The sequence below is a fragment of the Streptomyces sp. NPDC029138 genome (assembly GCF_055564375.1).
The window spans coordinates 25,756-45,510 of sequence record NZ_JBVHWM010000037.1 but is presented as its reverse complement, the minus strand read 5'-3'; the positions used below and the strand labels follow the sequence as shown (position 1 = coordinate 45,510).

Sequence of the window (19,755 nt, the reverse complement as noted above, 5' to 3'; positions counted from 1 at the left end):
GCCGGCGGCACTCCGAGTTCAACGGGCGGCCCGAGCGCGCCGCCGAGAGCGAGGCCGCGTTCTGGCGCTCGCTGGAGGAGCTGCTGCCCCTGTTCGAGCGAGAGGGCATCGCGCTGAACCTGGAGGCGCACCCGGACGACTTCTGCGAGGAGAACACCCCCGCCGTCGACCTGGTCCGCGCGGTCAACGAGCCGTGGGTGAACTACCTCTGTTGCGCCCCGCACTCCTTCCACCTCTCCGGGGCCGATCCCACGGCCGACATCGCGGCGATGCTGCGGTACGCCGGCGACAAGCTCCGGCACGTCCACATCGCGGACACCTTCGACCACAAGGGGTCCTCCGGAGGAACTGGCGTGCTCACTCGTGTGGGTGCACCCGGTCCCGCCGTCCGTGGCATACACGGTGGTCCGTCGTTCGGCAGCAGTGTGATGTTTCCCATGCGCCGTGATGGACCGGGAGTGAACGGGCAACGTACCCCTTCATGCTCCACGCGAACCCCCTGCGGCAGGTGATGTGATGACCACGGCGACGACCCCGGCGCTCGGGACGCCGCCCGCCCGGACCGGCGCGGCGGGCGCCGGGTCACCCGCACCGGCCGCCCCGCCCTCCCTGCCGTCTCTGACCGGGCTGCGCTGGATGGCGGCGCTGCTGGTGTTCGGACTGCACGTGCACAACTTCGGCTGGTTCGGCGGCACCGGTGGCCGCCTCGTCTCCTGGGCCTTCGGCGCCGGCGCCACCGGAGTGTCCTTCTTCTTCGTCCTGTCCGGATTCGTACTGACCTGGTCGGCGCGGCCCCACGACCGCGCGCTCACCTTCTGGCGGCGGCGCATCGCCCGGATCTACCCGGTGCACCTGGCCACCCTCGCCGTCGCGCTCGTCATGGCGTACACGCTGACGCACCAGGCACGGCCGACGGTGAAGCAGACGCTGGCGAACGCGCTGCTGCTGCACTCCTGGTGGCGCCCGTGGTGGCAGACGCTGAACCCGGTGAGCTGGTCGTTGGCCTGCGAGGCGTTCTTCTACGCCGCCTTCCCGCTGCTGATCCTGGTGCTGCGCCGGCTCGGGGCGCGCGGCGCGACCGCGCTGGGCGGGCTGTCGGTGGTGGCGGTCCTCGTCCTGGCCTGGGCGGACGCCCACCACTGGTGGACCCACTCGATCTACTCGTTGCCCGCCGCCCGGCTGCCCGAGTTCGTGCTCGGCGCGGTCACCGCGCGGCTGGTGCTGCTCGGCCGCTGGCGCGGACCCGGTCTGGAGGCCTCGCTCGCCCTGGCCGTCATCGGCTACTTCATGGTCCCGCAGGTCACTCCGGGCTACTCCGCCACCGTGTGCACCATCGCCGGGTTCGCCCTGCTCATCCCGGCGGCGGCGGTCGCCGACCTGCACGGGCTGCCGTCCCTGTGGCGGCGCCGGCGGATGGTACGGCTCGGGGAACTGTCGTTCGCCTTCTACATGATCCACCTGCTGGTGCTGCGCGGCGCGACGGAGCTGCTGGGCAAGAAGCCGCACTTCGGTGCGCCGGCGGGGCTGGCGGTCACCGCGGCGGCGTTCACCGTGTCGCTCGCCCTGTCCTGGGTGCTGTACGAGGCGGTGGAGCGCCCGGCACGGCGCCTGCTGCTGCGCCGCCGCCGGCCGTCCTCGCAGCCGGCCCCGGCACCGGCCCGCCGAGAGGCCCCGGCACCGGCACGCGACTGACCCCCCGCGGTCACGGCCGGTCGCACGCACGGGTGACGTCGGCAACAGCGAGGAGAGTCCCGCGGGTTTCGGGGTAATCGGCTCACCGACACCGGCCCGGCCCGGCACACACCGGCGGGCCGGCACCACGTGAACGCACCGAAGGAGCCGAGTCGACGTGCGCGGGAAGCAGACCGGGGCGAGCCGACGGCCGAGGACGGCCGGGCGGTGCCCTGCCCCTGCCCCGCGCCACGACACGGCGGCCGACGGCCCGGCCCGTCCGTCGCCACCCACGCTCACCCGCACGAACGCGGGGCCGCCCCCAGCCTGCCGAGCGGTGCGGTCAGCGCCGACAGCGCCCGCCCGGCGGCCCCGGCCAAATGACGCTGACCTGGGCAAAGTTGCCGTAGCCCCTGGTTTGGTCCGGTCGGACGGCGGGAGCTACGGTGGGCGATCGGCAATGATCGGTTCGGGGAGCCGGCCGACCGGCGGACCTGGCTGTGCGAGAGGAGAGGATGAGAGTGCCCGAGCAGGACACGGCCGAATCGGCACCGCAGGTGGTGAGTTCCTTCCTGGAACAGCGCAAGGAGCAGATCGCCCAGCGCTGGGCCGACGCCCCCCTGTTCCGCTCGGTCTTCACCGTCTCCCGCGACGAGGCGGTCGAGGCGTGCAAGGCCGTGGTGGACGCGCTGTCCGAGGTGGCCGTCAGCGGGCGGCTGGAGGACATCGAGGCGCCCGGCTTCGCTCCGGTACGTGACCAGTTGGGGCGGATGACCCAGACCCGGACCCGCACCGGATCCACCCCGTCCCAGATCGCCGACGAGGTGGCGGGCCTGCGCGTCCCCGTGGTCGAGCTGCTGCGCGAGGAGTTCGCCGACCCCAACGCCCCGCAGGCCCAGGAGTGCGCGCTGGCGCTGACGCTGCTGCTGGGCACGCTGCGCCTGGTGGTGATGGAGACGGCGCTGGACGCGAACGCGGAGCTGATCGAGCGGCAGCGGCAGCAGCTGCTCGAAGTGGCCACCCCGGTCATCAAGTTGTGGGAGGGCACGGTCGCCGTACCGCTGATCGGGACGCTGGACAGCGCGCGCAGCCAGGTCGTGATGGAGTCGCTGCTGGAGGCCATCGTCGACCAGCGGGCCCGGTACGCCATCCTGGACATCACCGGGGTGCCGACGGTCGACTCGCTCGTCGCGCAGCACCTGATGAAGACGGTGGCCGCGGCACGGCTGATGGGCGCGGAGTGCATCGTGTCCGGCATCCGGCCGGCCATCGCGCAGACCATCGTGCAGCTCGGCATCGATCTGGGCTCGGTGCTCACCCGCGCCTCGCTGTCCGACGCGCTGGCCTACGCGCTGGGCAAGCAGGGCATCGAGGTGTCCCGTGCGGACGCGGGTGCGAGCGCCCGGTGAACCATCCCACTCCCGGTCAGCCGCCCCAGGTCCCCGTGCTCGCCCTGGGCGACGTCCTGCTGGTCTCCCTTCAGGGCGAGCTGCACGACGGCATGGCCGAGCAGTTGCAGCACGACATCACCAACCGCATCGCCACCAGCCGGGTGACCGGTGTGGTCCTCGACATCTCCGGCGTGGACATCGTCGACTCGTTCCTCGGCCGGGTCCTCGCGGAGATCGCCTCCACGGCCGGCCTGCTGGCGGCCCGTACGGTCCTGGCCGGCATGCGGCCCGCCGTGGCGATCACCCTGGTCGAGCTGGGGCTCACCCTGCCCGGCCTGGTCACCGCCCTGGACGTCGACCGTGCCATGGAACTGCTGTCCCAGAGGGGGAGCTGATGCAGTCGTCCGGCCAGGCGTCCGCGACGAGCCTGCCCATCGGCTCGGACGCGGATCTGGCCTGGGTCCGACAGCAGGTGCGGCAGTGCGCGGCGCGGCTCGGCTTCGGTCTGGTGCAGCAGACCAAGCTGGTCACGGCGGCGAGCGAGCTGGCCCGCAACACGCTGGTGCACGGGGGCGGCGGCCGGGCGGAGATCACACCGCTGGACAACGGCCGTAGCCGCGGTCTGCGGATGTGTTTCATCGACAGCGGTCCGGGCATCCGCGACCTGGAACTGGCCATGACCGACGGGTACACCACCGGCGGCGGCCTCGGACTCGGGCTGAGCGGAGCGAAGCGGCTGGTGCACGAGTTCAGCGTGGACACCGAGCCCGGCCGGGGCACGACCGTCACCGCCGTCGCCTGGGTGGCCCAGGTGCCCGCGTCGCGTCCGGGGGTGGGATGAGCCGGGTGTGGGAGATCCCGGTGCACGACTCCACGCGTGTCCGGGACGCCCGGATCGCGGCCCGGGAGGCGTGCGGACAGGCGGGGCTCGCCGCCGCGCGCACGGCGGCCGCGGAGCTGGTCGCCACCGAGCTGGCCACCAACCTGCTCAAACACGCCGGCGGGGGCCGCATGGTGGTCAACCTGGTGGTGGCACCGCCCGGCGGCGGGGCGGACACGTCGGTGCAGCTGTTCTCGCTCGACCACGGCCCGGGCATCGCCGACGTCGGCGCCGCGCTGCGGGACGGCTGGTCCACCGCCGCCGGCTCGCTCGGCGCGGGCCTGGGCAGCTGCCGGCGCAGCGCCAACGCCTTCCATCTGTACAGCCTGCCGGGCCGTGGGACGGTGGCGGCGGCGCGGATCGACCCGGAGCCCGGCCGGCGCGGGACACCGGCGGCGCCGCTGCCGGCGGGCGGGATCACGGTGGCCCTCACGCAGGCCGAGCAGAGCGGTGACGCGTGGAGCTGGGTGCGCTCCGGGAGCCTGCTGACCCTGCTGCTCGCGGACGGTCTGGGGCACGGACCGAAGGCCGCGCACGCCTCCACCGCGGCGGTGGCCGAGCTGCGCCGCACCGCGCATCTGCCACCGGCCGACATCCTGCGCCGGCTGCACAGCGCGCTGCGGCCCACCCGGGGAGCGGCGGTCACGGTGGCCCAGGTGGACACGGAGCGGGAGGAACTCAGTTTCGCGGGGGTCGGCAACGTCGGCGCCCGGGTGCGCACCGGGGACTCCTGGACGTCCCTCGTCTCCCATCCGGGGATCGTCGGGGCGTACTTCCCGGCGCAGGTGCCCGTGCGCCGGGTGCCGTGGCGCCGGGACAGCCTGCTCGTTGTGCACAGTGACGGGCTGCCCAGCCGATGGCAGCCGCCGGAGGACCCCCGGCTGCTCGCCCACGACCCGTCGGTGGTGGCCGCGGCCATCCTGCGCGAGGCGGGCAGCCCGGCCCGCCCCGCACGCGACGACACCAGCGTGGCCGTACTGGCCCCCGACCGCCGGACCAGCGCCCATGACAGCCGCCTCTGAGAACTGGACGATCACCTCCGCCGCCGACGCGGCCCGCGCCCGTGCCCTGCTGGCGCGGCTCACCGCGGACGCCGGAGTGCCCGCGCTCGACCGCGCCCGCTTCCTGACCGCGCTCGGCGCCCGGCTGCGCCGTGCCCTCGGCACCGGTGGCGCGGGCCTGGCCGTGACCGCCGAGGCGGGCGGAAAACTGCGGGTCGCCGTGGGCGGGTCACAGCCGTGGCAGGACACGCTTGTCTGCCCCGTCCCCGTGACCGGCCCGCTGCCCGGCCTGGACGACGCCCCGCTCGCCGAGGCCCTGCTGGAAGCGGACGAGGACGCCGCCGCCCTGCTGGCGCACCTGGCGGAGACGGAGAAGCTGCTGCGGTTCCACCGGGAGGAGCTGCACCAGACCAACCAGGGGGTGCTGGCGCTGCACGCCGAGCTGGAGGCGGCGGCGCTGGCGCAGCGCGAACTCCTCGACGCGGAGCGGGTGGCGCGCGCGGAGGCGGAGAAGGCCCGCCGTCTGCTGACCTTCCTGGCCAACGCGAGCGCGGCGCTGAACGCCTCCCTCGATCACGAGGACATCCTGCGCCGGCTGCCCGAGCTGCTGGTCCCGGAGTACGCGCGGCACGTCGACGTCTGGCTCGTGGACGACGAGCGGACCCCGCCGGGCGAGCGGGCGGCGGCCACGGTGACGGCGGCGCGCACCGGCCGTCCGCAGCACGCGGGCCCCCGCCCCGGTGACCTCCCGGGCGTGGACGACCTGCCGGCCTCCGCGCTCTCCCCGGACCGGCCGCTGCTGTGCCTGCCGCTCGGCGCGCGCACCGTGCAGGGGGTGCTGACGCTGGCGGCGCCCGGCGAGCGCTTCGACCCGGACACCACCGTGATGCTGCTGGAACTGGCCCGGCGGGCGGGCATCGCCCTGGACAACGCCCGCCAGTACGAGCAGCACCGGGATGTCGCCGAGGCCCTGCAACGGGCCCAGCTGACCGAACTGCCCGCCACGCCGGGTCTGGACCTGGCCGCGCGCTATCTGCCGGCGACGCACGGTCTGAACATCGGCGGCGACTGGTACGACGCGTTCCCGCAGCCGGACGGCAGTGTGCTGGCGGTGATAGGGGATGTCACGGGGCACGGGCTGCGCGCGGCGGTGATCATGGGTCAGCTGCGGACCGCGCTGCGCGCCTACGCCGTCGAGGGCAACGGCCCGGCGCGCATCCTCACCCTGCTGCACCGGATGCTCCGCCATCAGCAGCCGGAGCTGTACGCGACCTGTGCGATCGCCCGGTTCACGCCCGGGGAGCCCGGGGTGGTGTGGGCGGCGGCCGGGCATCCGCCGGCCATCGCGCGCGGCCCGCACGGCGAGGTGCGGGTGCTGGAGGCCAGACCGGGGATCATGCTGGGGGTCCCGGTGCCGTTCTCGTACGAGGAGCACGCCGTCGAGCTGCCGGTGGGCTCGACGCTGGCGCTGTACACGGACGGTCTGGTGGAGCGGCGGTCGGCCGGGATCGACGCGGGCATCGACCGGCTCGCCCAGGCCATGGGGGCGCTCGGCCGGTCGGATCTGGCGGATCTGGACGCGGCGGCCGACGCGCTGCTCAAACCGATGCTCCACGACTCCGAGCACGACGACGACATCTGTCTGTTGCTGTGCCGCACCACGCCGGAGTGACCAGCCGGGCGCCGGCTCCCGGTGGCGTGGGGAGCCGGCATCCGGCCGGCGCTCTTGCGACGCGTCCGGACGACTGTGCGCAGACCGTCAGGCGGCGGACGGGAAGCGTTCCCAGACCCGGTGGGCGCCGAGCAGTCGGGTGAGCTGCTGGAGCACGGCGGTGGCGGTGTCGTCGGCGATGACACCGGGTGCCTCCAGCGGGATGCCGGCCGCCTCCAGCGTGCTCTCCCCGCCCTTGGCGGCGCCGATGGCCTTGCCGTGCCGGAAGGCCTCCGCCAGCAGCAGCCCCACCCGCGGGTCGGGGGTGGCCTGGTGGCCGTTGGGCTGGCCCGCCTTGGCGTCCCGGGCGCCGTAGGCGTCGGCGCCCACGCCGGGGGTGCCGGCCACCAGCAGCGCGTCGAACTCCACGGAACGCGCGGTGGCGTAGGTCCGCTGGACGGTCAGGGCGTCCGCGCCGTCGCCGAGGGTGCCTCCGGCCGGTGCGACGATCAGCGGGACCATGCCGCCGGCCAGCACCTCCTGGCGTACGGCCCGTACGCCGTCCAGGTCGCCGTCGGGGCCGGTGACGATGCCGATGATCCGGCCGTCGGTGGGCCAGGTGTGCCCGACCTGGGAGAGGGCGGGGCTCGGCTCCACGTCGGCGAGCGGCGCCGTGGGCGCGGGGGCGGGCAGGCCGAGGCCGACGGCGACGCCCTCGCACAGCTCGGGGTCGATGTTGGCCAGCACCTGCAAGGCCCGTTCCCGGATGGCCTGTTCGTAGCACTTGGCGAGTTCGAAGGTGTAGGCACCGATGATGTGCTCGCGTTCGGGCGGGCTCATGCTGAGCCAGAACCGGCGCGGCTGGCTGAAGTGGTCGTCGAACGACTCGGGTGCCTCGCGTACCTTGGTGGCCTCCGGGACGCGCACGGGGGTCTCGACGTACGCGCCGTCGAGGTCGGCACCGGGTGTGAAGGGACAGCCGCCGTCGACGGAGTTGGGGCGGTAGGGGGCCGCGCCCCGGTGCACGGCGGTCTGGTGCATGCCGTCGCGCAGCATGTCGTTGACGGGGGCGTGCGGCCGGTTGATGGGCAGCTGCGGGAAGTTGGGGCCGCCGAGCCGGGTGATCTGGGTGTCCAGGTAGGAGAAGAGCCGGCCGGCGAGCAGCGGGTCGTCGGTGATGTCGATGCCGGGGACGAGGTGGCCGACGTGGAAGGCGACCTGCTCGGTCTCGGCGAAGAAGTTCGACGGGTTGCGGTTGAGGGTGAGCAGCCCGATCGGCTGTACGGGGGCCAGCTCCTCCGGGACGATGTTCGTCGGGTCCAGCAGGTCGATGCCCTCGAAGGTCTGGTCGGGGGTGTCGGGGAAGGTCTGGATGCCGAACTCCCACTGCGGGTAGGCGCCCGCCTCGATGGCGTCGGCGAGGTCCCGGCGGTGGAAGTCGGGGTCGACGCCGTTGATGATCTGAGCCTCCTCCCACACCAGGGAGTGCACGCCCAGCTTCGGCTTCCAGTGGAACTTGACCAGGGTGGTCCCGCCGTCGGCGTTCACCAGGCGGAAGGTGTGGACGCCGAAGCCCTCCATCGTGCGGTAGGAGCGCGGGATGCCCCGGTCGGACATGTTCCACAGGGTGTGGTGGGTGGCCTCGGTGTGCAGGGTGACGAAGTCCCAGAAGGTGTCGTGGGCGCTCTGCGCCTGCGGGATCTCCCGGTCCGGGTGCGGCTTGCCGGCGTGGATGACGTCCGGGAACTTGATGGCGTCCTGGATGAAGAACACCGGGATGTTGTTGCCGACCAGGTCGAAGACGCCCTCGCTGGTGTAGAACTTCGTCGCGAAGCCCCGGGTGTCGCGGACGGTGTCGGAGGAGCCCCGGGAGCCGAGCACGGTGGAGAAGCGGACGAACACCGGTGTCTCGACGTCCTCGGCGAGGAACGCCGCCTTGGTGACGTTGGCGGCGGTGCCGTAGCTGCGGAAGACGCCGTGCGCGCCTGCGCCGCGGGCGTGGACCACGCGCTCGGGGATGCGCTCGTGGTCGAAGTGCATGACCTTCTCGCGCAGGTGGTGGTCCTGGAGGAGCACCGGGCCGCGTGGGCCCGCCTTGAGGGAGTGGTCGGTGTCGTAGAGCCGGGTGCCCTGGGCGTTGGTGAGGTAGCTGCCGCTCTGCGCCATCCGCGCCTGGTCCGCGCCGGTCGGCTGCCCGGTCGGCGAGACGGTGTCCGGGCCGCTCTGGTCGGGCTTGGGCGGGTACGGCTCATGGGGGTCGGTCGGCTCGGCGACCGGCGGCGACTTGGGTCCCGGCTTGCCGGGGATGCCGTCCTCGGGACCCGCCGGCCCGCCCTGCAAGGCGTCCGTCACCTTGTCCGCCGCTCGCTTCAGGGGGTTGCTCTCGCTCATCAGTTCCCATTCCTTCTCTGGTCACGGGGCGGGCCCGGCAGGGGCGAGGTGGGTCCGGGGCGCGGCGGCACCGCCGGGGGTTTGCGGCCGACACCGGGGACATACCGGGTGAACTTTGTTGAAAGAGGTACGTCGAACCTCGTACCGAGGTCCCCGGGCCGGGGCGTCCGAAACCGGGAATCACGGGGATTTCCGGTCGGGGTGAAGTCGGGCCGTCTCCTATCGAGTTGCCGGGGCGGGAGGCCCGCCGGACGCGCTGGCCCGGACCCGGGGACCACCGGCAGGGCCAAGTGCCCCCTGCCGAGGACGTGTTGGTCAGCAGGCCGGCTTCTTGACCCGGGGCAGGCGGTCACCCGGCGGCCGCCCGCACAGGCCACCCTAGGCGCTGACCCCGTCCGGCGCAGGTCGGGAGGGACCGGTCACGGCCGTGCCGTGACCCGCAGGGTCTCCAGGGAGGAGTCCGCCGCGTCCGGCACGAGGAAGCCGTGGGCGACACCGCTGCGCAGATAGTCGACGACCTCGGCGGTGATCACCTCGCCCGGGGCCACGACCGGCACGCCCGGCGGGTAGGGGCTGATCATCTCGGCGGCGATCCGGCCCACGGCCCGCTCGGCGGGCACCTCCTCGGCGGGGCCGAAGAAGGCCTCGCGGGGCAGCACCGCCTGCTCCAGTTCCAGGGCGTGCGGCTCGGGCAGGTGCACGGCGGGCCGTCGCTCGATGGTGTCCGAGCATTCGACCAAGGAGCGCACGGACTCCACCAGCAGCTTCTCGGTCTCCTCGTCGTCGGCGTGGGTGATGGAGGCGCTGATCCGGCAGGTGTCCGAGCCGCCCACGTCGATGTGGCAGTTGGCGCGCAGCCACTCGGCCGCCTGCATGCCGCTGATGCCGAGGTCGCGTACGTCGACGACGATCTTCAGGGGGTCGAACTCGGCGGCCAGGTGCTCGTCGATCACCTCGCCGCCCATCACCCGCAGCCCCGGCAGCTCCCGCAGCCGGGCCCGGACGCGCTCGGCCCGGTGCAGGGCCGCGTCCAGGAGGTCATGCCCCTGTTCGACCATCTGCCGCCGCCAGCCGTCGAGGGCCGCGTAGACCAGGCAGGAGGCGCTGGTGGTGCCGAGCAGGTCCTCGCGCTGCTTGAGCACGTCGGGCGAGACCCGGTCGTGCTGGAGGTGGAACACCGAACTCTGCTCGATCGCGCCGCCCATCTTGTGCACGCTGGTGACGACCAGGTCGGCGTCCGCGTCCATGCCCCAGGCGGGCAGGCCCGGGTGGAAGGGCAGGTGGGCGCCCCACGCCTCGTCCACGATGAGCGGGACGTCGAAGGCGTGGCAGGCGTCGGCCACCGCGCGCACGTCGGCGCAGGTACCCCAGTCGGTGGGCGTGATCAGCAGCATGCCCTTGGCGTCGGGGTGCTCGCGCAGCCGCTCGCGCACGTCGTCGGCCTCGGGCGGATGGGCCATGTGCCGTTCGGCGTCGAACTTGGGGTGGACCCAGATCGGCTCCACACCGTTGATGATCACCGCCGCGATGACCGACTTGTGGGCGTTGCGGGACAGCAGCAGCTTCTCCCCCGGTCCGGCGACCGAGCACATCGCGGTCTTCACGGACAGGGAGCTGCCGCAGGTGGAGAAGAACGCGTGCTCGGCGCCGACCGCGTCCGCCATCAGCTCCTGCGCCTGCTCCAGGACGCCCTGGGACTGGCGGCGGTCGTCCAGTCCGTTGAGGGTGAGCACGTCCGAGCGGAAGACGTCCAGACCGAGGATCTCGGCGACCCGGGGATCGGTACCGCGGCCCTGTTTGTGCCCGGGCGGCCCGTACACCACGTCTCCTCGCCGCCGGAACTCCTGGAGAGCCTCCAGGACGGGTACGCGTGAGTGATCCATGGCTGTCCTCCTGAGCTGGTCGGTGCCGCATCCATCGTGTTGCACCGGCCGGGCTGCCCAAACACGCGCGGTCGGTGTCAGGGGCCGTTCGGGTGGAACCCGGGCCGGCACGGAAGACGCCCGCCGAACCTCAGGAGGTCTCGTGTCGCTGTACCAGCGGATCCGGGAGGAGACCGCGCGCCGCGCCGACGCGCTGTGGAGCGTGGCGACCGCCCTGCACGCGGACCCCGAGACCGCGTTCTCCGAGCACCGCGCGGCGAAGCTGCTCACGGGAGAACTGGAGCGCGCGGGGTTCGCGGTGCGGCGGGAGGCCGCGGGCCTGCCGACCGCGTTCACGGCGCGCTCGGGCGAGGGCCGGCCGGTGGTGGCGTTCCCGCTGGAGTACGACGCCCTGCCCGGGCTGGGGCACGCCTGCGGGCACAACCTGATCGCGGCGGCGGGCCTCGGGGCGGCCCTGGTCACGGAGGCCGTGCGGGACGGCGCCGAGGGGACGATCCTCGCGGTGGGCACGCCGGCCGAGGAGGGCGGTGGCGGCAAGGCCCTGGAGGTGGAGGCCGGGGTCTTCGACGGGGTGGACGCCGCCCTGATGTTCCACCCCGGGGTGTACGACTGGGTGCGGGCGCCGCTGACCGCGCAGGAGCAGTACCGGGTCGGCTTCCGGGGGCGGGCCGCGCACCCGACGGGCAGTCCGACGGAGGGCATCGACGCGCTGGCGGCGCTGATCGAGCTGTTCAACGTCCTGTCGGCGCTGGGGCGGCGGCTGCCTGAGGGGTCCCATGTGCAGGGGATCATCACCCAGGGCGGTACGGCCACGAACATCGTCCCGGAGTACGCCGAGGGCCGTTTCGGGCTGCGCGCGGTCACGACGGCGGCCCTGGACGAGCTGGCGGAACAGCTGCGCACCGCCGCGGAGGGGGTCGCGCTGGCGACCGACACGGCCGTCACCGTGGAGCGCGCGAGCGTGCGGTACGAGCACTTCCGGGACAGCGCGGTGCTGTCCGAGCGGTTCGCCGGGCACCTGGACCGCGCCGGGATCGCGCTGACCGCGCCCACTCCGGGCGTCTACCTGGGCTCCTCCGACATCGGCAACGTCAGCGGCCGGGTGCCGGCCATCCACCCGTTCGTCGCGATCATGGGCGCCGACGGCTCCGACCACACGCCGGAGTTCGCCGAGGCCGCGGCCTCGGAGCGGGCCCGCCGGGTGCTGACGGCGGTGGTGGAGGCGCTGGCCTGCACGGCGGCGGACATCCTGCGGGACGCGGACCTGCGCGGCCACGCATGGGCGGACCTGCACCTGACCGCGGACTGACGGCCGCGGGTCCGCCGCCCCTGCGCACCGACCGCGGTACACCCGCCCGGCCCTGCGGCCCGACCGCGTACGACCGTTCAGCCCGGTCGGCCGCAGCGGACCTCGCGTTCGGCCTCCCGGCCGGCGGCCTCGGCCCCGGTGCGCACGTGCTCCACGGCGGCGGGCAGGGCCCGGCGGATCACCTCGGGCAGCCGGCCGCGCGCCGGCCACTCCACCAGGCAGCGCGCGACCTCCCGCAGTTTGATGTTGGTGTGCTGCGACATGTGCCGCAGGGCCTCCCACCCCTGCTCCGGACGCAGCCCGCCCACGGTGATGACCACGCCGATCGCCTGGTCGACCAGGGCGTGCGAGCCGAGGGCACGGCGCAGCTGCTCCACCTCCTCCTGGAGCGCCTTCACCTGGTCCGTCTGCTCGTCACGTCCGATCATGGGCTCACCCTCCGCAGCCCGGCCGCTCAGCACCAGCCGCCAGACGAACAACAGGGCAAATGGCCGTACAGAAAACGAAAAATCGCTGGTCGGCGGGCCCTGGAAGCGGAATTCGGGGGCAGCCGGAGCACATGGACACCCTCACCTTCGACAGCCACGACCTGGACGTGACGGAGGATTTCCTCAGCCGGGCCTACGCCAGGATGCGCATCGCCAGCGGGACGCCCGGCTCGACCCACGCCCGGATCCACCGCGCCGGCATCCCCACGGTGAGTGTCGACGAACTCGAACTCGACTTCGAGATGGCCTACTCGGTGGAACCGCTGGGCCGCATCTGCCTGTGCGTCGTGCACGAGGGAACCGTGCGGGACCACGGCTTCCAGGGCGTCGAGGACTCCTTCGGCCCGGGTGACGTGGCGCTGCTCGCGCCACCGGACCTGCCGTACGCGGGCCGCGTCTGCAACGCCCGCTACAACATCACCATGCTGGATCCCGCACTGCTGGGCCAGGTGGCCGGGGACGGCTCGCGACCGGTACGGCTGACCGGGCACCGGCCGCGCTCGGCCGCGGTGGCGCGCCATCTCAGCCGTACGATCGCCCATCTGCGGGACGATGTGCTGTCCGACGCCGAGATCGCGGACCAGCCGCTGATCGCCGCCACGGCCGCCCAGCACCTGGCGGCGAGCGTCCTGGCCGCGTTCCCCAACACGGCGCTGGACGAGCCCGCCGCCCACGACGCCGACGCGCACCCGGCGGTGCTGCGCCGCGCGCTCGCCTACATCGACGACCACGCGGACCAGCCCGTCACGGTGGCGGACATCGCCGCCGCGGCCCATGTGACGGTACGGGCGCTGCAATACGCCTTCCGCCGCCATCTGGACACCACTCCCCTGGCCCAGCTGCGCCGGGTGCGGCTCGCGCACGCCCATCAGGAGCTGGTGGCCGCCGACCCGGACGGCGGGGTCACGGTCACGGAGATCGCGGCCCGGTGGGGCTTCCACCACCCGGGCCGCTTCGCCTCCCTGTACCGGGACACCTACCGCAGGGCCCCGCACGAGACCCTGTCCGGCGGCTGACCGGCGGCTGCCGGGTGTCCTACGGGAAGGACGTCACCTTGGACGGGACCGTGTCGGTGCCCGAGGTGGGTGCGCCCGTGCTGTTGACGACGTGCGCGTACTGGCCCTTGCCGCCGAGGGAGATCACCAGCAGGTCGTGCATCCTGATCCCCGAGGTGACGGGTACCTGGAAGCCGTGGGCCTGGACGATCGAGGGATCGGCCGTGTAGTTGCAGTAGCTGCCCAGGCCCCATGCCTCATGGGTGGTGACGGAGTCGGCGACCTTGTAGGCCGCGTAGCCGGTGATGCCGTCGTGGGTGATGGCAGCGGCGTTCGGGGCGTCGTAGGCCTTCTCGTTCTGGAAGAAGATCGTCCGGCCGCGTTCCCCGCTCCAGTAGACGTCGTACTTGTTGAAGTGCTCCACGAACAGGCCGGTGGCCAGGACGTCGTCGCCGTTCACGCGCAGGCCGTAGTCGGCGCGGTTGGTGTCCCAGCCGACGCCGCTGCCGTGGTCGGCGCGCCAGATCCAGGTGTGGTCGATGACGACGTCGTCGCTGTCGACCACCACGGAGTTGGTGGCGAGCCCGGGGCCGGCTCCGCCGACGCGGATGAACACGTCCTGCATGGTGGTGGGGTTCGCGGAGTGGTCGGCGGTGGCGCCGGGGGTGCCGATGCGCAGCAGCGTGTCGGAGTTGACCGGGCCCGCGTCGATCAGGAATCCGGCGAGCCGCACCCCGTCGACGTCGGCGACGTGCATCGCGTCGATGCCGTTGTCCGGGACCAGGGTGGCGAGGCCGAGTCCGAGGACGACGGTGTTCGGCCGGGTGACGTCGATGGTCCGGTCGAGGTGGTAGACCCCGGGCGTGAACAGGAGGTTGAGCCCCTGGGCGAGGGCCTGGTTGATGGTGGCGGCCGTGGCGCCCGGCTTGACGACGTAGAACTGGTCGAGCGGGATCGACGTGCCGGCGTTCGCGGGCCAGGAGACGCCCCGGGCGTTCGTGCGCTTGGCCGGGACGAACACCTTGTAGGCGGAGCCGTCGAGGTAGAGGAACGGCTTCTCGCGGGAGACCGGGGTGGTGTCAAGGGTGGTGTACGGGCCGCTGTCGAAGTTGGTGGCGGGGGCGCCCGGGACGCCGGAGAAGGTCATGTTCCACACGCCGTTGGTCCAGCCGCCGACCGAGCTGTCCCGGGTGTACCACTGCTGCTGGGAGTACGGGCCCACCGTACCGTCGATCTTCGAGTCCGCGATGTAGCCGCCGGAGGCCCAGCCGTAGCCGTTGGGGGCCAGGTTGAGGCCGCCCTGGACGTGGATCCGGCGGAAGGGCGCGGCCTGGGCGACGGCCCAGCGGTCGGTGCCGTTGACCGGCTTGAGGGCGAGGTTCTCCGCCGAACGCCAGAAGTTCTGGGTGGCGTTGCCGTTGAACCAGCCCGCGTCGACCGTGATGTCACCGTTGATCTGGGTGTCGTCGGGGTTCAGACCGAGGCCGGAGATCGAGGTGTAGAAGCCTAGTTGGGCGTTGATGTTGTTGTAGGTGCCGGGCTTGAGCAGGAACTGGTAGCGGCCGGTGCCGAACTGGGCCGACTCCTGCTTGGCGAAGACGTCGTCGAACTTCTGCTGGAGGCCCGGGGTCGACGGGTCGACGACGATGACGTTCGGGCCGAGGTCGCCGCCGCCCTGGACGGGCGGGACGCCGGTGGTGCCGGTGTGCACGGCGACCTCCCACAGGGAGTAGCCGTAGCCGGTGCCGCGGGCGGTGCCGTGGATGCGGACGTACCGGCCGGAGCCGCTGACGTCGTAGGACGCCGTGCCGCCGGTCGCCCCGGTGACGCTCTTGAGGGTGTTCCAGTTCTGCCCGTCGGAGGAGGCCTGGATCTGGAAGTCCTTGCCGTAGGCGGCCTCCCAGTTCAGGTCCACCTCGCACAGGTCCTTGACGGAGCCGAGGTCGACCTGGAGCCACTGCGGGTCGGCGGCCTGGCTCGACCAGCGGGTCGCGGTGTCGCCGTCGAAGGCGGCGGAGGCGGGTGTGCCGGCGTTCTCGGTGGAGGAGGCCGTGGCGGGCCTGCCCTGGGCCGCGTTCGCGGTGCCGCAGCCCGCCTGGGCGCCGTCCGCAGTGCCGAACACCTGGAACTCCCAGAGGGAGTAGCCCCAGGCGGTGGCCCGGTGCACGCCGAGCATCCGTACGTACCGGCCCTGGCCGGACACGTCGACCGTGTCGGTGCCGCCGTCGGAGCCGGTGACGGACTTCAGATCGGTCCAGGTGGTCCCGTCCCCGGATATCTGGATCCGGTAGTCCTTGCCGTAGGCGGCCTCCCAGTTCAGGACGACCCGGGTGACGGTGGCGGTGCTCCCGAGGTCGACCCGGACCCACTGGTCGTCGGTCGCGGCCGAGGACCAGCGGGTGCCGGTGTCGCCGTCGACGGCCTTGGCGGCGGCGGTGCCGCTGTTCTCCTCGGACGACGCGGTGGCCGACCTCCCCTGGGACAAGGGGGTTTCGGCGGCGGCGGCCGAGGGGTGCGTGGTGGGCAGGGCGAGCAGCGCGGCCGTGGCGGCCAGCGCTGCGCCCAGGGATCTCAGTCTCATGCGGCGGCTCCAGACGTGTGGGGGTTCAACGGGCTCAGCCCGCGGCTTAGTTCATGTTTTGATTTAAGGGATGAACCAACCCGTCCACAAGCCTTCGGACACCAGATCCTTCAACTGCCGCACCGGAACACGCCGGTGGCTAGCCCCCGGCCGGGGTGAACGACAGGGTCTGTTCGGCCGGGGTGCGTCCGCCGCCGACGGTGCCGCCGGTGGTGTCCGTCCAGGTGCGCGGCGGTGTGGTCTCGGCGAGCCGGCCCCTGGTCGCGGAGAGGCCGAGCACGAGGCCGCTGTAGCGGTTGACCAGGCGGTAGGTGCCGTCGGCGGCGGAGCCGGGGATCAGGAACCACTGCTGTCCGACGGTCGGTCCGGCGGCCCGGGCGGGGCTGACCGTGGGCTTGGCGCCCCAGGCCCGGCCGGCCGTCCTCGCGGAGTCGACGCCCAGGAGCCTGCCGGTCGCCGCGTTGGTGAGGGTGAAGGCGCCGTCGCCCGTGGGCGTGAAGGACCACGACTCGCGGGCGGAACCGGTGGGCCGGGCCACGGAGGTGACGGCGGAACCGCCGGGCACCTGGGCGAGGACCCGGCCGCTGCCGGCGGCTACGCGGTACCGGCGGCCGGTGTCCACGGGCGGGGCGGCCGGCGCGGCGGGGTCGACGGTGACGTCGACGTACTCGCCGGAGGCGTCGTGGGAGCAGCCGAAGGAGCAGTAGGCGCGGACGGTCCTGCCGACGACGGCCGAGCCGGTGCGGCTGACAGGGTCCAGGAACCAGCGGTACCAGGAGGCGGTGGTGTAGTCGCCGGTGTCGCCGATGAGGTGCCACTTCTGCGTGGCGAGGTCGTCGGTGGCGTACAGGTACTGCGGTGCGTCGCCGCTCTGGTCGACGGCCTGCGGCGTGCCGATGTAGCGGCCCAGGTGGGCGTCGTAGGCGATGTTCATCACGAACAGCGGTGAGGTCGGGGGCATCGTGCCGGCCGCGATCTGCTCGGCGGCGGTACCGGTGTTGGCCGGGTCGTACTCTTCGGAGACCGGGGTGTAGCCGGTGGGGTGGCCGGCGTCGGCGGGGACGATGTCGCTCTCCCGGCCGCCGGTGCCGGGCTGGGCCCAGGCGCCGTCGTACCACTTGCGCCAGGAGCCGGGGGCCATCTTCGCGGCGATCGGGGCGCGGGCCACATGCTCGTGGAAGGCCTTCCAGCCGCCGCTCTTGTCGACGATCCGCGAGCCGTAGAAGACGTAGAAGTAGCCGGAGGCGGTGTCGACGAACAGACGCTGGTCGCCGTCGCCGTAGGAGTACGTCTCGTGCGGGAAGGCCGCCGTGTCTCCGCGTCGCGTGCTGTACGGCGAGGTGATCACGTGGTCCTCGATGCTCCAGGTGCGGCCCTGGTCGGTGGAGACGGCGTAGTCGACGGCGTCGTAGTGCAGCCCGTCGCCGAAGGGCTGCGGGGTGAACTCGTTGTGCACCAGGCCGTACCAGTCGCCGGTGTCGGGGTCGACCCACACCCCGGACAGGTCGCAGTAGTTCTTGCGCGCGTAGTGGGAGCCGGCCGGCGCGTACGTCGCCTCCCTGCCGGTGGGGCTGTTGTCGCACCGCCAGGTGGTGTCGTCGTTGCGGTCGGCGGGGTTGGCGGGGTTCACGGCCTCGCTGAGGGGCCGGTCGAAGGTGGCGGTGTCGAAGTCCTTGCCGGTGTAGAAGTCCCAGACCCGTGGGTCGGTGGCGCCGTAGAGCGCGGCGGACTGCTGGTAGTGGAAGGTGCCGTCCTTGTCGAGGTACGGGGTGGCGGGGGTGTCCGTGGGATGGGAGAACGGCACCGGCGTTCCCACGGTCACCGTGTAGTCGGCGTCGCCGGGAGGCGCGGTGTGCGCGGGGGACGCGGCGCCGCTGCCCAGGACCAGGGCGACGACCGTGGCCAGGACGCCGCCTGCTCTGCTCGACAGCCGCACGGGGCTCAACAGTCGCACGGGTGCTCCTTGTTGCCGAAGGACCGGTTGCACGGAACGATCCGGCTCCGGTGTCGTCCCGGCAATGGACTCCCGCACTCCGCCACTTGCACTTTCGTGCGTGAACTGCGGACGACGCGATCACTTTCGCGCACGAGGGGCGGGCGCGGGTCAGTTCGGCTCGGGCGGGGCGGCGGACAGCGGGGTGTCCCAGGCGAGTTGGCGGATCAGCTGCTCGTCCGGCCCGGCGGGAGGGGCCGTGCCGGGTGCCGGGCGGGACGGCGTGCGGGTGCCGCGGGTGAGGCCGCCGCTGACGGTGATGTTGTGCTCCGTCCGTGGGCGGCGGTGCCGCTCGTACCCGGCGCACGCGGCCTGCGGATCGGGCAGGTCGCGCAGGGCCTTGGCCAGGACGACGGCGTCCTCCAGGGCCATCGAGGCGCCCTGGCCGGTCGCCGGGGAGGCCGCGTGGGCCGCGTCGCCGACGAGCAGGACCCGCCCGGTGTGCCACGCGGTGCCGAGCGGCAGCTCGGTGGCGTTGGTGACCATGAGGGCGTCGGCGGAGGCCTCGACCAGTGCGGCGGCGGGGGTGTCGTCCTTCCTCAGCAACGGCAGCAGCCGCGCGCGCAGCACGGCGGGTGGCGCGGCGAGCGCTTCGGCGGGCAGCGGGTCGCCGCCGGCGCGGGCGAACCAGTACGTCTCCCCGGTCGGCGACACCGCGTACCCGAAGGCGGTTCCGCTGCCCCGCACCATGGTGATGGCGCCGTCAGGGCCGGGCCCGGGAGCGGTGGCGGTGTAGCCGTAGTGGACCCGCTGACCGGCGTACCGGGGCCGGACCTCGGGCATGAGCAGCCCGCGCACGGTCGAGTTCAGGCCGTCGGCGCCGATGAGCAGGTCGCCGCCGGCCGTGGAGCCGTCGGCGAAGCGGGCGGTGACGTCGTCCGGGCCGTCCGTCACGGACACCAGCCGGGCGCCGTTGCGCAGCCGGATGCCGCGCCGGACCGCCTCACCCTGGAGGGCCGCGTTCAACTCTCCGCGGCGCAGACAGCGGTAGCGCAGGGCGGGGTCGTCCGCCTCGCCGAGCGGCGCGTGCGCGACCTCGGCGCCCTGGCTGTCGAGCAGCCGCAGCGAAGTCAGCGGAAAACCGACGGCCGTGACGGCGTCCGTGGCGTCCAGCTCGGCCAGCGCGCGCATGCCGTTGCTCGCCAGGGTGAGGAAGGCGCCGATGTCCTCGGCCGTGTCCGGGTGTGCCTCGAACACGGTGACGTCGAGACCGGCCTTGTGCAGGCCCAGGGCGGTCGCGGTCCCCGCGATGCCGCCGCCGATCACCAGAACTCTCATCGCATCCGCTCCGTCACCTGCCGCTGCGCGCGCCGACCGTGGGCGTGACCGTCCGGCCGGCAGCGGCTCCGACGCCCGGCCGCCCGTGATCGTGACCATCTAAGGGCAGCGGTGGGGCCGCCGGGTTTCGCGGGGCCGGGATTCGGACAGGCGACGTCGGGCGGGGGAACCGGAGTTCACTGTGCTGCTGCCGTCGGGGGGGAACCTGGTTGGAGGCGGCCGTCCGAGCCGGGCGCGGCCGCG

14 protein-coding genes and 1 pseudogene are annotated in these 19,755 nt (G+C 73.2%); 9 read left to right on the top strand and 6 right to left on the bottom strand.

Annotation, left to right across the window (positions count from 1 at the left end):
* Nucleotides 1–8 precede the first annotated feature (8 nt).
* From ACZ4WH_RS26035 to ACZ4WH_RS26005, 7 genes and pseudogenes are all read left to right on the top strand, one after another.
* Nucleotides 9–377: pseudogene (locus tag ACZ4WH_RS26035) on the top strand (sugar phosphate isomerase/epimerase family protein); the annotation flags it as partial.
* Nucleotides 378–516: 139 nt separating this feature from the next.
* A complete protein-coding gene (locus tag ACZ4WH_RS26030; RefSeq protein ID WP_468184615.1) occupies nucleotides 517–1,692 on the top strand; it encodes an acyltransferase family protein in 1,176 nt (391 codons plus the stop codon).
* 494 nt (nucleotides 1,693–2,186) lie between these two features.
* A complete protein-coding gene (locus tag ACZ4WH_RS26025) occupies nucleotides 2,187–3,080 on the top strand; it encodes an STAS domain-containing protein (RefSeq protein ID WP_468184612.1) in 894 nt (297 codons plus the stop codon).
* On the top strand, nucleotides 3,077–3,457 hold the full coding sequence (locus ACZ4WH_RS26020; protein WP_468184610.1) for an STAS domain-containing protein: 381 nt from the start codon (nucleotides 3,077–3,079) through the stop codon (nucleotides 3,455–3,457). The genes ACZ4WH_RS26025 and ACZ4WH_RS26020 overlap by 4 nt, the downstream gene beginning before the upstream one ends.
* Nucleotides 3,457–3,903, top strand: a complete 447-nt coding sequence (locus ACZ4WH_RS26015; protein WP_468184607.1) for an ATP-binding protein — start codon at nucleotides 3,457–3,459, stop codon at nucleotides 3,901–3,903. Before ACZ4WH_RS26020 ends, ACZ4WH_RS26015 begins: the two co-directional genes overlap by 1 nt.
* Entirely contained in the window at nucleotides 3,900–4,964 is a 1,065-nt protein-coding gene (locus tag ACZ4WH_RS26010) for a SpoIIE family protein phosphatase (protein ID WP_468184605.1), read from the top strand. Before ACZ4WH_RS26015 ends, ACZ4WH_RS26010 begins: the two co-directional genes overlap by 4 nt.
* A complete protein-coding gene (locus ACZ4WH_RS26005) occupies nucleotides 4,948–6,615 on the top strand; it encodes a PP2C family protein-serine/threonine phosphatase (RefSeq protein WP_468184602.1) in 1,668 nt (555 codons plus the stop codon). The genes ACZ4WH_RS26010 and ACZ4WH_RS26005 overlap by 17 nt, the downstream gene beginning before the upstream one ends.
* Nucleotides 6,616–6,702: 87 nt before the next feature.
* Here the strand turns inward: ACZ4WH_RS26005 and ACZ4WH_RS26000 are convergent, their stop codons facing one another.
* Nucleotides 6,703–8,985, bottom strand: a complete 2,283-nt coding sequence (locus tag ACZ4WH_RS26000) for a catalase (RefSeq protein ID WP_468184600.1) — start codon at nucleotides 8,983–8,985, stop codon at nucleotides 6,703–6,705.
* 419 nt (nucleotides 8,986–9,404) lie between these two features.
* Nucleotides 9,405–10,868, bottom strand: a complete 1,464-nt coding sequence (locus ACZ4WH_RS25995) for an aminotransferase class I/II-fold pyridoxal phosphate-dependent enzyme (protein WP_468184597.1) — start codon at nucleotides 10,866–10,868, stop codon at nucleotides 9,405–9,407.
* A 142-nt stretch (nucleotides 10,869–11,010) separates the two neighbouring features.
* Here ACZ4WH_RS25995 and ACZ4WH_RS25990 point away from each other — a divergent pair, with 142 nt between their 5' ends.
* Complete coding sequence (locus ACZ4WH_RS25990) at nucleotides 11,011–12,177, top strand: amidohydrolase (RefSeq protein WP_468184595.1); 1,167 nt, start codon at nucleotides 11,011–11,013, stop codon at nucleotides 12,175–12,177.
* Nucleotides 12,178–12,254: 77 nt separating this feature from the next.
* Here ACZ4WH_RS25990 and ACZ4WH_RS25985 read toward each other — a convergent pair whose 3' ends face one another.
* Nucleotides 12,255–12,605 (bottom strand): ANTAR domain-containing protein, encoded by a 351-nt coding sequence (locus ACZ4WH_RS25985; RefSeq protein ID WP_468184593.1) that lies wholly within the window; start codon nucleotides 12,603–12,605, stop codon nucleotides 12,255–12,257.
* 131 nt (nucleotides 12,606–12,736) lie between these two features.
* On the opposite strand from ACZ4WH_RS25985, the gene ACZ4WH_RS25980 reads away from it, so the two are divergent.
* Nucleotides 12,737–13,681 carry a helix-turn-helix transcriptional regulator gene (locus ACZ4WH_RS25980; protein ID WP_468184590.1) on the top strand — a complete coding sequence of 315 codons (945 nt, stop codon included), beginning with the start codon at nucleotides 12,737–12,739 and terminating at the stop codon, nucleotides 13,679–13,681.
* Between the two features lie 19 nt (nucleotides 13,682–13,700).
* Here ACZ4WH_RS25980 and ACZ4WH_RS25975 read toward each other — a convergent pair whose 3' ends face one another.
* The 3 genes from ACZ4WH_RS25975 to ACZ4WH_RS25965 all read right to left on the bottom strand — a co-directional run bounded on the left by ACZ4WH_RS25975 (nucleotide 13,701) and on the right by ACZ4WH_RS25965 (nucleotide 19,512).
* The gene (locus tag ACZ4WH_RS25975) at nucleotides 13,701–16,241 is read right to left on the bottom strand and encodes a discoidin domain-containing protein (RefSeq protein WP_468184588.1); all 2,541 of its coding nucleotides are present in this window, start codon (nucleotides 16,239–16,241) and stop codon (nucleotides 13,701–13,703) included.
* Between the two features lie 139 nt (nucleotides 16,242–16,380).
* Nucleotides 16,381–18,195, bottom strand: a complete 1,815-nt coding sequence (locus ACZ4WH_RS25970; RefSeq protein WP_468184585.1) for an RICIN domain-containing protein — start codon at nucleotides 18,193–18,195, stop codon at nucleotides 16,381–16,383.
* Between the two features lie 150 nt (nucleotides 18,196–18,345).
* The gene (locus ACZ4WH_RS25965) at nucleotides 18,346–19,512 is read right to left on the bottom strand and encodes an FAD-dependent oxidoreductase (RefSeq protein WP_468184583.1); all 1,167 of its coding nucleotides are present in this window, start codon (nucleotides 19,510–19,512) and stop codon (nucleotides 18,346–18,348) included.
* Between the last annotated feature and the right edge of the window lie 243 nt (nucleotides 19,513–19,755).